This window comes from Vibrio sp. 1402, assembly GCF_033340275.1.
The window spans coordinates 173,643-187,170 of the sequence record NZ_JAWOWE010000003.1 but is presented as its reverse complement, the minus strand read 5'-3'; the positions used below and the strand labels follow the sequence as shown (position 1 = coordinate 187,170).

Sequence of the window (13,528 nt, the reverse complement as noted above, 5' to 3'; positions counted from 1 at the left end):
GCCACAAAACTAGGCGCTAGGTCTTTAATTAAAATCGGTGTTGAAAGCCAAGAGTAAGTGCGTTCAAGCGTGCCTGGTCCTCAGATGTGCTATTAACAAACTCAAAGACAACTGCATTCTGCTTGTCCAAAGCATAATGCATACCCAAGCCAAAGCTAAAACCTTGATCTTTATTAGGGCCTACATTTTGTTGGTCGATCTGGACACTAGAATAACCGGCAAGTCCGTAAAGTGCTACACGCTCGGAGACAGGCATATTCAACTTAATAAAACCACTCGCAAGACTATCTACTGCCAGTCCGCTATCTCGTTGTACAGAAGTTCCGTAACGTGCTTCAAAAGCGAGGTAATCATTGAAGAAGTAACCAGCTTGCGCTTGAAGAAGGAAAGGGTTTCCCTCGGTTACTGGAGAAGAGGAATGATGAAATTCAGCGTTAGAGTAACTTACTAACGCACCAGCATAAAAATCTGCTGAGGCAGAAAATGAGCACAAGCCTAAGCTGATTGCACTCAACGCCCCTAGCCATGGTCGTTTATTAATCACGTAAGTGTTCCTTGGGTGTCGACTGACCGCTGCACATTATGAACGACGCGCGCAGTGAATGTCTGTTAACTTTTTTCAATTTCGCTTGTGCGTTTACACGCTACCGCCCGGCGGCATTACGCGTTAGCCACTGTTCGCTGATTCCCGATTCATTCGGTTTATTGATATAAATATTCTTTTTAAGCCTCACTTTTGCGACTAACCGTTCAAAAAACAATCTTTTATAAACGCAACACAAAAGCTGGCAAATTATGCATGTATTAGCGCAAAACGGCAAGGGGGCAAAGACGTCTCAGATTTCCGTTTATGGTTCGTAAATTCTCACAAATGAGAAAAACACAGGCTGTCAGCCGCTTAAAACAGAACACCACTACGGATGCATTGAATAGAAAATGTGAACGTTTGCGTAAATTCAGAGGTGACCGGAAATAACACAGTCGAAGACGCATTTTGATTCAGTACAACTATCAAACCTAAGCAGTTCTCAATTCTCAATTCTCAATTCTCAGTTTTGCAACAATTCTTCTTTAACGTTAGGTAAATTCACATAGGAAACTATTTACATGCTGATTGTTTTTTAACTAAAATGACTAGTGGTATGTTCTAAACAGACCAAACATCGATGTTTTAAAATCTGAAATACAAGGATTAATAATGAAGAACACAGCTCTAGCTATTCTTATGGCTTTAAGCGCATCAACTGCATTTGCAGCGACTGAAGCTGGTACTACTGGTACAGCAGCAGCATCTGCAACTGGTACAACTGCAGTAGCAGTAGGTGCAGCAGCAGCAGTAACTGTAGTAGCAGTTGCAGCGTCAGACAGCGATTCAACGTCTACTTCTACTTCTACCTCTACTTCAGTAACTAAATAATTTTTTAGTTTTGTAGATATTGAAACAATCGCCCTGATCTATTCAGGGCGATTTTATTTGTAATGAGGGAATGATGAACACTCTTCTATCGCAAAAATGGATGCGCTTACTTATTGTCCTACCATTACTGAGCTCAATCTTTGGCTGTACACAAAAATTCAATGACGTATCCGCTACCGTCCAAGAAGCCTATGGTAACTACATCGATGTTGAACTAACACCAGAAGAAATTGAAGCAGTTCCTTATGCCAGTGCTTACCTGAAAATAGGCAACCAAAAACAGGTTTTTGTAGTGTTAGCCTTCGCCGAGCCAAATCCATTAACCGGTAATACCCAACTAAAGTGGGTCAGTGCAGACAAAGCAATGGTAGTAACAGAGAACGGACATATTGTTAAAACCATTGGTTTACAAACAACCAATCTAGCGGGTATTTATGGCAACGTTCCTGCCTACTCAGCGCCCTCTGCACAATATTCTCTTTCTTACGATTGGGCTGACAAATACCGTTATGGGTTCCCGGCTAAAGTCCAACGTTCTCGTCAAGGTAAAGAAACCGTCATAACCCCTATTTCATCTACCTCTACTGATGTTTATACCGAGGTTGTAACGTTTACCAGCTTAGAAAAAAGTGTAGAGAACCAATACTGGGTAAACGGTAAAGGTGAAGTAGTGAAAACACGTCAACACTTAGGTCCAAACATGGTGCCTGTTGAATTGACGATTCTGAAAGGGTACAGCAAATCATGAATAAGCGACTGCTATCTTTATTAAGCCTAAGTTTAACGGCAACGATTCTGGCGACACCGACTACCGTTCAAGCTCAAAATCACACCTCACCACCGCTCAATATAGAACTTGTCGGAACGGGCAAAGCATTGCAATTCCAACACGCGGCACGTTTAGAGAGCGTACTTAAGCATGCGCAAAAACAACAAGTCGCCCTGCAATACCCTTTAGCTGTGACTCTATTTGATAACACCGAAACCGCAGTGCAAGAAAGTACTGCCTTAAAGAATTCTGTGTTAAACCAAATGATTCAACATAATTTAGTTGCGCACCCATTTTACAAGTTTATCCAACACAGCCAGTTTGCACCTCGCGTACTGTCGGCCATTGATGTTGATCACATCCGTCTGGATAAATTTGATAACCCTCTTTTACAAGGTCAACTTGCGTTAAGTGCACCAAAACGTGAAGAAAAAGTGTTGTACGTGGGTAACTTGGAAAAAGTCTACGCGGTAGAAAACCAAGCGGGTATCGCTCTGCATGAACAGATCGATAATCTACGTTCAAGCGATATTGATGAGCTTGCCTATCCGCCAATCCTAATTTATCCGGATGGCAAAATCGTTCATCCTCACCATGGCAGTTGGTTAACCACTCAATATTACTTGCCACCACTTACTTTGGTATACATCCCATTTGATGAGTTCGAAACATCACAAATGGATAAAGACATTGTCGCTCTGCTTGCACAGCGTAAACCAACCTCATCGAAGAACTAAACATGAACCTGATCAGAACTAGTTTATCCCTTTCTTTAATGGGTCCAGCGTTGGTGTGGGCTCAAGATATTCCTTTCGAAGTGCCGCCATTGCAACCATCACAAATGGACTTTGGTGGTGTCGGCTTAATGCAGATGCCAACTGGTCGTATGGCGCCTGAAGGCGAGTTTAACTTTGCTATTAACAACAGTAATGAATACACATTTTACAATGTTACTTTGCAAGTGATGCCATGGTTAGAAACTACTATTCGTTATACTACTGCAAAAGATATTCTTTACAGCGAAGACCCCAATTTTTCTGGCGACAACGAATACACTGATAAAGGCATCGATTTTAAAGTTCGACTTTTGCGAGAGTCAGAGTACTTGCCAGAGCTTTCTGTGGGTGTGCGTGACTTTGCAGGCACCGGTCTTTTTGATGGTGAGTTTGTTGCTGCGACAAAACGTTACTCTAACCCAAACCTTGGTACCTTTGATTTCACTTTAGGTATGGGCTGGGGTTACTTAGGCACGCGCGACAACATCAGTAACCCTGCATGTAAGCTATCCGATAGTTTTTGCCAAAGACCAAGCGATAGCGTTTCCACTGGCGGGACAACAAACGCAGACCGTTTCTTCAAAGGTCCTGCTGCACTCTTTGGTGGTGTCGAGTATCAAACTTTGCACGCACCACTGCGATTTAAGCTTGAATACGACAGCAACGATTACAGTGAAGATTTCCCTGTGGTACGTGGTGGTGTAGACATGACACCTCATACGCCATGGAACTTTGGTGTTTTGTATCGCTTAGGACATATGGCAGATTTGCGCTTGAGCTACGAGCGAGGCGATACGTTAGTTGCAGGCGTAAGCCTTTACACAAACTTCAATGATATGCCGTCTTTCTGGCGTGATACACCAACACCAGAAGTTGAAGACAAGCAACCAGAGCAACTGTCTGATGTAGATTGGGAACGTGTTACCGAGGAGCTGGATAAAATTGCTGGCTACCAAAATACCCAACTCTATGTTGAAGATAATACCATTTCGGTTGTCGGCGAGCAGAAAAAGTATCGTGATCGCAATGAAGCTCATGAAAAAGCGGCGGCAGTCCTTTATAACGAAATGCCAGACAACATTGATACCTTTACTATCAATGAACGCAGTCGTGGTCTGATCGGCGATCAAACGGTTATCTCCAAAGAGAAATACCGTGACTTTGCAGAAGTTAACTACATCAATCCAAATATCGAAGATGCAACATCGACCTCGAGCGATAAACCGCAAGGTAAACCTGCTTACGATGGTTTTGAGCGCTTTGATTGGGGCTTTTCACCAAAACTGGCTCAGACCTTAGGCAACCCAGAAGAGTTCTACCTGTTCAGTGTTGGTCTAAGTGGCAGCGCCTCTTACTGGCTGACAGATAACCTAGAAATTGGTGGCTCGCTATACTGGGATTGGTACAACAACTACGACAAGTTTAACTACGTAACCCCACCGGATGGCACTTCGATTCCTCGGGTACGTACCATGTTCCGTGCTTATCAAAATGAACATGCTGTAACCATGTCAAACTTACAATTGACTTGGTTCCAAGAGTATTCAGATACCATGGTTCAGCAATTCTACGCGGGCTATCTGGAGAGCATGTTTGCCGGAGTCGGCACCGAGTTTCTTTACCGACCACAAGGAGCTAACTGGGCGATTGGCGCTGACGTCAACTTAATTTCTCAACGTGATCCACAAAGTTACTTCGGTGTTTACGATGAGAAATGGCAAAATGTGCCAGAATATGGACGTCCGTTCCAAGTTGTAGATAAAGGCTTTACTGGTTTTGTGTCGGGTTATTACTACCCTCAATGGGATTTCCTACAAGATTTGATGATTCAAGTTGATGTTGGTCAGTTCCTAGCGGGTGATATCGGTACACAAGTGAATGTATCTAAACAGTTCAAGAGTGGTGTCATTGCAGGTGCATTCGCATCAATCAGTGATTTGTCGGCTGACGAATTCGGTGAAGGTAGCTTTACTAAAGGCTTCTACATTTCGATTCCATTCGACATCATGACAGTGAAACCAAGCAACAACCGTGCGTTCTTTAGCTGGCAACCATTGACTCGCGATGGCGGTCAGAAGCTAGGTCGTAAGTACAGCTTGATTGAGCTGACGGATGAGCGTAATCCTTGGTATCAACGCCCAAATACGTCAAACGCTAAATAACAGCCTACTTGAGGGGGCTTCGGCTCCCTTTTGTTTATTCCTCTCTCAAGTGCTCTATACCTTTCCTTTTCCTTCCAATAGCGCTAATTTCTGTTTCTTGCTAGAATTCCTGAGAAAATTTTAATCTATGGTGGAAGTTCTATGATCATCGTAACTGGTGGCGCTGGCATGATCGGCAGCAACATTGTTAAAGCACTAAACGAAGCTGGTATTAACGATATCCTGGTTGTCGACAACCTAAAAAATGGCAAAAAGTTTAAGAACTTAGTTGATCTGGACATCACAGATTACATGGATCGTGACGACTTTCTGACCCAAATTATGGCGGGCGATGATTTTGGTCCGATTGAGGCAATTTTCCACGAAGGTGCTTGCTCTGCAACGACTGAGTGGGATGGTAAGTACATGATGCTAAACAACTACGAGTACTCTAAAGAGCTGCTTCATTACTGTTTAGATCGCGAGATTCCATTCCTATACGCTTCTTCAGCAGCCACTTACGGCGATACAGATACTTTCGTTGAAGAACGCGAATACGAAGGTGCACTGAATGTATACGGTTACTCGAAACAGCAGTTTGATAACTACGTTCGTCGCCTATGGCAAGACGCTGAAGAACATGGAGAGACCCTTTCTCAAATCACCGGCTTTCGCTACTTCAACGTATATGGCCCACGTGAAGACCATAAAGGTAGCATGGCATCAGTTGCGTTCCACCTAAACAACCAACTTAACGCAGGTGAAAATCCTAAATTGTTCGCGGGCAGCGAATCATTCAAACGCGACTTCGTTTACGTTGGTGATGTCTGTAAAGTAAACCTGTGGTTCTTAGAAAACGGCGTATCAGGCATTTTTAACTGTGGTACTGGCCGTGCTGAATCTTTTGAAGAGGTAGCAAAAGCAGTTATCAAGCATCATGGCAAAGGCCAAATTGAAACCATCCCATTCCCTGAGCACCTAAAAGGCGCTTACCAAGAATTCACACAAGCGGATCTGACCAAACTGCGCACCGCAGGCTGTGATGTTGAATTCAAGACAGTTGCAGAAGGCGTTGCCGAATACTTGACTATCCAAAACAGTTAAGCACCACAAGGTGGTAGAACCATAACCTGCCACCTTTACTCAAATGCAATAGCCTGTATCATTCCTAACTATCTTTTTTCTCATTTAAACCACTTCGCCCGTACACGAATAGGTAACTAGACACGCCATGACCATAAAACGTGATGACTTCGACCCTAAAGCATATAACCCTGAGTTTAAGCGCCACTTTCTGTCGCCTAAGTACTGGGGCACGTGGTTAGGTGTTATCTTATTTTTACCTTTATCATTAATGCCACTGGGTTTACAAAAGTGGTTGGCGAAAACCATAGCCAAAAAACTGTCTAAATCCCACAAAGGTCCAGCTCATCGAGCGAGGGTTAACTTTGAGCTGTGTTTTCCGGAAAAATCATTCCAAGAACGTGAAGCTTTGATAGAAAAAACACTCTACACAGCAGCCATGTTCTTTTTTCGCTTCGGGTTACTAAGTTTACGCTCACCAAAATGGCTTCAGAACCGTTGCCAAATTCGCGGCCTAGACATTTTACGACAGCACATTGATAACAACGAAAATGTAATTTTAATGGTTCCCCACTCTTGGGCAATTGATGTGCCTGCTATCTTGCTCGCGTCAATGGGAATGCCAGTTTCTGCAATGGCGAAGAAACAAAAGAATGATGTTGCTGACTGGCTAATGCACAAGCAAAGAGTCCAATACGGTGGCCGTGTTTATGAACGCTCAGGTGGCATTAAGCCTTTTCTGAAGTCTATTCGAGATGGCTATGTAGGGTATTATCTACCCGACCAAGATCACGGCCCAGAGCATAGTGTGTTTGTAGATTTTTTTGCAACACGTAAAGCAACGCTACCTGGTTTAGGCAAAATTGCGAAACTATCACGCTCAAAAGTACTGCCTCTATTTGCGTCGATGAACACTGAAGATGGTACGTTTGACATTGAGATTTTACCAGCGTTTGAGCTGGATAAAGGCGAAGAGCAAGACGCTCGTACCTGTAATGAAGCCATTGAATATTTTGTCGGTGATAAACCCGAACAATATATGTGGGTACTACAGTTGCTGCACTCTCAAGAAGACGGCAATAACTATTACAATTTGTTTAAACCAAGATATAACAGCGACTGGAAAGTGCAGTGAAAGTATTTGTCGTAAGCTTGGCTCGATCGCTAGATCGCCGAGAACGTATTGAAGAAAAGTTAAAACAACAAGGCATTACGTTTGAATTTTTTGATGCAATAGATGGCTCTGTTGACCGTTTTCTTCATTCAGAAAAAAGTCGTCCTACCATTACTCTACGCCGCAAAGGGTATCAATTAAAAACCAGTGAAGTCGCCTGTTTTGCAAGCCATTACGAGTTGTGGGTTCGCTGTGTTGAGCTTGATGAACCGATCGTCATCTTAGAAGACAACGTCGACCCCGTCGAAGGGCTGAAGCAAGTACTCGAACATACCCTTCCATTGACTTCTAATTATGACTACATCAAGTTGTCTGCCACTCAGAAGCGTGTATTCACCCCAATCGTACCTATTGATGATAATCATATGCTAGGGGGATACTCAGCAGGCACTTGTGGTACCACCGCTTATATCGTCACACCTAAAGCAGCCTCAAAGTTTGTTATGCATGCTCAAGAGTTTATTGAACCAGTCGATGACTACATGGAAAAACCATGGAGACATGGTGTTCAAGTTTACAGCGTGTCTCCAGATCTCTTTACTAGAGCAGAGATTGCTTCGACGATTGGTGGTAAAAGAAAAGATAAATCCAAAATGACTCTTGCGAATAAAATATACGCTGAACTTTTTAGAACTTATGAGTCAATTTTGAAATTCCTATACTGGAAAAACAAAGCATGAAGATTTTAGTCATTGGCCCTGCATGGGTCGGCGATATGGTAATGTCGCAATCGTTATATATCGTATTAAAGCAACGCCATCCAGATAGCCAAATTGACGTTATCGCTCCAGGATGGTGTAAACCGATTCTTGAGCGTATGCCAGAAATCCATCAAGCGATTGAAATGCCTATCGGTCATGGTGAGTTTAACTTATTAGGCCGCAGGGAAATTGGCAAATCATTACGTGAAAAGCAATATGACCACGCCTATATCTTGCCTAAATCAGCGAAATCAGCACTGATCCCATGGTTTGCCAACATTCCTCTTCGTACTGGCTGGAAGGGAGAAATGCGCTATGGTTTATTGAACGACTTACGCCCTAACATGAAGTCTTTTCAGTACATGGTAGAGCGCTATGTAGCGTTAGCTTATCCAAAAGCAGAAATGGTGGACTCTAACTCTCTTGGCGGGCTTGAAACCTTACCTCGCCCTCGCCTTGCAATCAACGCGGCAGAGCAACAAGCCACGATCAAAAAGTTCAACTTAGCCCAAGACCAACCAATTATCGGACTGTGCCCAGGAGCAGAGTTTGGTCCCGCAAAAAAATGGCCCGAAACACACTACGCTGAAGTTGCGACACAAATGGCTCGATCTGGGCATCAAATCTGGTTGTTTGGTTCTCAAAAAGACTTAGAGACTTGTAACAATATTCGCGCACTTGTTCCGACGCAATTCCATGAGCACATTCATGTTCTGGCAGGCCAAACCAGCTTAATTGAAGCAGTCGACTTACTTGCTGCATGTAAGACTGTTGTCGCAAATGACTCAGGCTTAATGCATGTGGCAGCTGCGGTTGGTTGTAATGTTGTTGCCGTGTATGGCTCAACTTCACCGAAGTACACCCCCCCACTCGCAGAAAAAGTGGAGATTGTTCATACCGATATTGATTGTCGCCCTTGTTTCCAGCGTGAATGTCAATACAAACACCTTAAGTGCTTGACAGAACTTTCGCCTAAGCAAGTGCTAGATAGCATCCAAAAACTTGACGCCATTACGATAAGCTCATGTTAGTTCGTATTGTTTATACCTTACTACTCGCTCTAGCGTCACCGCTGCTTTTATTTGGTTTGTACAAGAGCAAACCAAATAAGCCTAAGTTCGGCTCTCGCTGGAAAGAGCACTTTGGTATCACTCCCAAGCTAAAAAGCAACGACAAACCTATTTGGATACATGCCGTATCTGTTGGTGAAAGCATAGCAGCAACACCTTTAATTAAAGCCCTTAAGGAACAAAACCCCGAACAATCTATTCTAGTTACAACAACAACAAGTACGGGAGCTGAACAGATTGCTAAGTTGGGTGATTTAATTGAACACCGCTATATGCCAATTGACTTTGGGTTCGCTATCAAAGGTTTTCTTAAAGCAGTGCAGCCAAAACAGATGTTGATCATTGAGACTGAGCTGTGGCCAAACACGCTTCACAATGTTCACAAAGCGGGTATCCCTATAACTGTCGTGAATGCGCGCCTATCTGAAAAATCGTGTCAGAACTACGCCAAAATACAGCGGCTTTTTAACCAGCTTCATCCATGCCTAACTCAAGTACTCTGCCAAACGGATTCAGATGCAGAGCGCTTCGAACGCTTAGGCGTTGAGAAAAAGAAACTATCCGTTACTGGCTCGATTAAGTTCGATATTCAAATATCAGAGCAAGTGAAACAGCAAGGACAGCAGCTTCGAGCCCAACTTGGAAACGATCGTCCGATTTGGATTGCAGCTAGCACCCACAAAGGCGAGGACGAACAGGTATTAGATGCACATAGACAAGTTTTAAAATCTCATCCAAATGCTTTACTCGTTTTGGTTCCTCGCCATCCAGAACGATTTGATGATGTATTCACGCTTTGCCAACAGCAAGGATTTAAAACTGTGCGTCGTACTTCAACGCATGCAGTAGAGACGAATACTCAAGTATATCTCGGCGATACAATGGGTGAGATGCTAACGTTGATTGGCGCAGCGGACATCTGCTTTATGGGTGGAAGCCTAATTGGAGATAAGGTTGGTGGGCACAATGTATTGGAGCCTGCTGCTTTGGGCGTCCCTATTATCAATGGTCCAAGCTTCTTTAACTTCAAAGAAATCGTACATGAAATGAAGCAGAACAACCTCATCAAAATTGTGAAAAATGAGGATGAACTGGCAAGAGCTATCGTGGCTCTAATTAAAGACGTCGCAGCTCATGAGCGCATCACGTCAGAGCTTGCTCATTTTATGTTAGCAAACTCAGGCTCCTTACAACGTACCACCACAGCCACCTCTTCTATCTAAAAAAGCCGAGTATTAACTCGGCTTTATTTTAAGCTTTAGTTTTAAACCAACGCTTTATTTTCTTTAGGTAATGTTTTTTCGATTTTTTCAGATATATACCTAAAAAGCATATCCAATACTTATAGCGATAGATCTTGTTCAAACCAAGAATACGGATTTTATATTGCTCAAACTCTCGGTCTTCTGCCGTTGGGTCTTTTGCTTGCTGGAGACTCCAAGAGCCCTCATGCATGCTACGATAAACCGACATTTTTTCAGGGAGGTACCAGGCGCCTTGCTCGATACTATTGATAATCTGCAACACAGAGTGCTCGCCATAAAGCTTGAAAAAGTCTTCATGTTGATAAATTAGGTCAAAAAACGGCCCTTTTCTAATAAACATCGATGCCATAGGCATAGTGTCTCCGCCCTTCTTAATGACATACTGATAAGGTATTTTCTTTTCTAAATCGCCTTGGTATCCGTATTTCTTGTCAACCAACTGGTCTTTTAGCAAAGTCAAAGAAGGATGAAAACAAGCATTAATATCCTTATGGTTTGCCAAAGCTTCAAGCTGTTTTTGAAGCTTGTTGTCATCAACCCAATAGTCATCACCTTCACAAAAAGCGATGAACTCCCCATCAACATGAGGCAACATGTTAAAAAGTACAGCTGATGACCCTTTAGAGTATATATTCTCCTCTGGATAAATTCTCTTTATTTGGCATTTCCCAGAATACTCATTAAAAACTCTATCGATAATTTTTCGACTATTGTCAGGAGAACAATCATCATGTATAAGCAACTCGTATTCAAAGTCTACTGTCTGATTAAGTATAGATAAAAGTGTCTGCTCAATATATTTTTCGTGATTATAGCAAGTACAAATAACCGAGACTTTGGTGGACATTTTATTCCTCTGTCTTCTATTTCTTTAATTAAGAAGAGTTATATCTTTTTAGCAGGATTACCTAGAACGGTGGTATTTGACCTCACTTTGGTAAATACGACAGCTCCCATGCCAACTGTCGCATCATCTGCTACTTTAACTTTAGGGTGGATAGTTGCTCCGGAGCCAATCAATACTCTCTCACCAATTTCTACATGACCATTGATGGTATTGCTTCCTAGTAAAGAGGTATAGCGACCAATTTTGACATCATGTCCAATAGCACAATTACAGTTGATGAGCGAAAAGTCACCAATAGCTGCACCAGGAGAGATGCTGCAGTTTGGGTTAATAATTACACCTTCACCTATTAAAGAGAATGGGCTCAACACAACACTAGGGTGAATAAATGAGATAGCATTACCGCCTTTATCTTTTAGCATTTCGGCAATACTAGCGCGAGCATAACCTTCCCCTCCAAATGCCAAAATAAAATCAAACTGTTCAAGATCATCTAGCATGGAGATTGATTTTACTTCGTGGCCATAAAATGTTGTTCCTGATACAAAATATTCGTCAGTCACACAAAAACACAAGAAACGTTCACGAATATCATTTACATCTTGTATCCAGCTGTACACTTCCGCAGCTAGACCACTAGCTCCAAATATAATAATTGGATTAGACATTATTTACCCCTGCTCAATCTCGATTTTTTCAACGTGTATTTTTAACAAGCCAAACTCATCATTTATCACGATGCTATTTTCGCTACTATTTACAGATTTATCGCTTGGTTCATCAATAAACTGATAAGCACGTACAGAGTATCTATCACCATCATTATCAATTAGAGCCTTAGGAAAAACTTTAAATGGTCCATAATCTAATGCTCTCAATATGCGATAGTTCTCAAGCGTTGATTGTTTTATATCTAGCCAGCCATTTCCGGGAATATCTTTGGACAGGTACAGATAGTCGTATCTCAATGGTTGTTTAGTCAAGCAAGGAGTACTGCCTGTTTGCAACAATTCATCAATTACGTTTGAAAAGGCTTCTAATCCGGCATGCATACATTTATGAGCGACCTGATATGCTTTGTCATGCTTATCAACTAATACGTCGGAAAAAGCAATAGCCTCACCAGTGTCTACACCTTCATCAACATAATGCCAAGTGACACCGGTTTTTTCTAATTGATGAAAAATAGCCCAACTAGGTGCGTTTCTTCCTCGTAAATTTGGTAAAAGTGCATTATGAAAATTGATAATAGTTACATTCTTTAAAGTCAGTAACTTCCCTTTAAAAAGGTAGTTATTATTCGCACTGATGATTAATGTATTACCAGACAGCCACCTGAGTAACGAAGACTCGATATCTTCTTTCGTATGCTTAAATTGATATGCGACGTCGTGTTTTTGAGCAAATGACTCAAGAGTAGAAAAAGGTTGCATCTCTGTCTGTAACAATTTCAGCGTCACATCATATTGAAGAAGCTTGGAAGCAACGTCTTGAGCTATCTTACCAAAACCGATCACGATTACGGTTTCAAACTTTAATTTAGACACTGCGCCCTCCATCAATCACAAGATCTAAACCAGTCACCCAGCGAGACGCTCTGCTACTCAAAAAATAACAGGCCTCTGCAACATCTTCAGGTTTGCCTAAACCTAAAGGATATAGGTTATGTAACTTTTCAAGTGCTGCTTCGCCCAAATCAACCGCTACATCTTTTGTGTGCTTGGTCTCAACCCATCCAGGCGAAACGGTATTTACTCTGATTTTACGCGGAGCTAATTCTCTAGCCATTGATTTACTTGCAGAAATCAAAGCCCCTTTTGCTGCAGAATAAGCAACTAATCCTGGCTCACCAACGAAATGGGCAATGCTAGAAATCAGTGTAATACTTCTATCCTGAGACTTATCTGAATATAAAGCGTTCGAAAAAAGCTGGCAAAGGATCAAGTGACTATTTACGTTCGTTTGCATAGTCAAAAGAAGCTCTTCATCCGATACTAACTTCAACGGCAAGATTTTATGGTAGCCCGCAGCACAGATAAGATCTGTAACTTTACCTTGCTCAGTAACGATCTTTTTCAGCAGCGGTTTTAATGATGAAGGAGACTTCAAATCCCAAACATAAGCGGCTGAGGAATCTTTTCCTAAAGATTCCTCAGCGGTTTTAAGGCTCTCTTCATTACGTCCAAGAAGGATCACAAAGTTTCCCTTTTGAACATGTTTGTGAGCAATACTCAAGCCAATGTCTGAAGTCGCTCCTGTGATAAGAACTTTTCTTTTCATCGAAA

14 protein-coding genes are annotated in these 13,528 nt (G+C 42.3%); 9 read left to right on the top strand and 5 right to left on the bottom strand.

Going from position 1 to position 13,528, the window contains the following annotated elements; translation table 11 throughout:
• Positions 1-28 precede the first annotated feature (28 nt).
• Entirely contained in the window at positions 29-544 is a 516-nt protein-coding gene (locus R7044_RS07210) for a porin family protein (RefSeq protein WP_225455436.1), read from the bottom strand.
• Between the two features lie 654 nt (positions 545-1,198).
• Between R7044_RS07210 and R7044_RS07205 the strand changes: the two genes are divergently transcribed.
• The 9 genes from R7044_RS07205 to waaA all read left to right on the top strand — a co-directional run bounded on the left by R7044_RS07205 (position 1,199) and on the right by waaA (position 10,354).
• The gene (locus tag R7044_RS07205; protein ID WP_017449110.1) at positions 1,199-1,417 is read left to right on the top strand and encodes a hypothetical protein; all 219 of its coding nucleotides are present in this window, start codon (positions 1,199-1,201) and stop codon (positions 1,415-1,417) included.
• A gap of 73 nt (positions 1,418-1,490) precedes the next feature.
• Positions 1,491-2,165: a YjbF family lipoprotein gene (locus R7044_RS07200; protein ID WP_225455474.1), complete on the top strand. Its 675-nt coding sequence runs from the start codon at positions 1,491-1,493 to the stop codon at positions 2,163-2,165.
• Positions 2,162-2,923 carry a capsule biosynthesis GfcC family protein gene (locus R7044_RS07195; RefSeq protein ID WP_225455435.1) on the top strand — a complete coding sequence of 254 codons (762 nt, stop codon included), beginning with the start codon at positions 2,162-2,164 and terminating at the stop codon, positions 2,921-2,923. Before R7044_RS07200 ends, R7044_RS07195 begins: the two co-directional genes overlap by 4 nt.
• Before the next feature lie 2 nt (positions 2,924-2,925).
• Entirely contained in the window at positions 2,926-5,124 is a 2,199-nt protein-coding gene (locus R7044_RS07190; protein ID WP_225455434.1) for a YjbH domain-containing protein, read from the top strand.
• Between the two features lie 141 nt (positions 5,125-5,265).
• Positions 5,266-6,207, top strand: coding sequence for an ADP-glyceromanno-heptose 6-epimerase (rfaD, locus tag R7044_RS07185; RefSeq protein ID WP_017634969.1), 942 nt, complete (start codon positions 5,266-5,268; stop codon positions 6,205-6,207).
• A 127-nt stretch (positions 6,208-6,334) separates the two neighbouring features.
• Positions 6,335-7,321, top strand: a complete 987-nt coding sequence (gene lpxM, locus R7044_RS07180) for a lauroyl-Kdo(2)-lipid IV(A) myristoyltransferase (RefSeq protein WP_017634970.1) — start codon at positions 6,335-6,337, stop codon at positions 7,319-7,321.
• Positions 7,318-8,040, top strand: a complete 723-nt coding sequence (locus R7044_RS07175) for a glycosyltransferase family 25 protein (RefSeq protein ID WP_053307407.1) — start codon at positions 7,318-7,320, stop codon at positions 8,038-8,040. The genes lpxM and R7044_RS07175 overlap by 4 nt, the downstream gene beginning before the upstream one ends.
• The gene (waaF, locus tag R7044_RS07170; RefSeq protein WP_025768326.1) at positions 8,037-9,092 is read left to right on the top strand and encodes a lipopolysaccharide heptosyltransferase II; all 1,056 of its coding nucleotides are present in this window, start codon (positions 8,037-8,039) and stop codon (positions 9,090-9,092) included. Before R7044_RS07175 ends, waaF begins: the two co-directional genes overlap by 4 nt.
• Positions 9,086-10,354 carry a lipid IV(A) 3-deoxy-D-manno-octulosonic acid transferase gene (gene waaA, locus R7044_RS07165; protein WP_171345970.1) on the top strand — a complete coding sequence of 423 codons (1,269 nt, stop codon included), beginning with the start codon at positions 9,086-9,088 and terminating at the stop codon, positions 10,352-10,354. Before waaF ends, waaA begins: the two co-directional genes overlap by 7 nt.
• Positions 10,355-10,382: 28 nt before the next feature.
• On the opposite strand, the gene R7044_RS07160 is transcribed toward waaA, so the two are convergent.
• Genes R7044_RS07160 through R7044_RS07145 form a run of 4 tightly spaced genes read right to left on the bottom strand, consistent with a single transcriptional unit; the run spans position 10,383 to position 13,523 of the window.
• Complete coding sequence (locus R7044_RS07160; RefSeq protein WP_171345969.1) at positions 10,383-11,243, bottom strand: glycosyltransferase family 2 protein; 861 nt, start codon at positions 11,241-11,243, stop codon at positions 10,383-10,385.
• A 38-nt stretch (positions 11,244-11,281) separates the two neighbouring features.
• A complete protein-coding gene (locus R7044_RS07155) occupies positions 11,282-11,911 on the bottom strand; it encodes a NeuD/PglB/VioB family sugar acetyltransferase (RefSeq protein WP_033905966.1) in 630 nt (209 codons plus the stop codon).
• A gap of 3 nt (positions 11,912-11,914) precedes the next feature.
• Positions 11,915-12,790 (bottom strand): formyltransferase family protein, encoded by an 876-nt coding sequence (locus R7044_RS07150; RefSeq protein WP_033905965.1) that lies wholly within the window; start codon positions 12,788-12,790, stop codon positions 11,915-11,917.
• Entirely contained in the window at positions 12,783-13,523 is a 741-nt protein-coding gene (locus R7044_RS07145; protein ID WP_033905964.1) for an SDR family NAD(P)-dependent oxidoreductase, read from the bottom strand. The genes R7044_RS07150 and R7044_RS07145 overlap by 8 nt, the downstream gene beginning before the upstream one ends.
• Between the last annotated feature and the right edge of the window lie 5 nt (positions 13,524-13,528).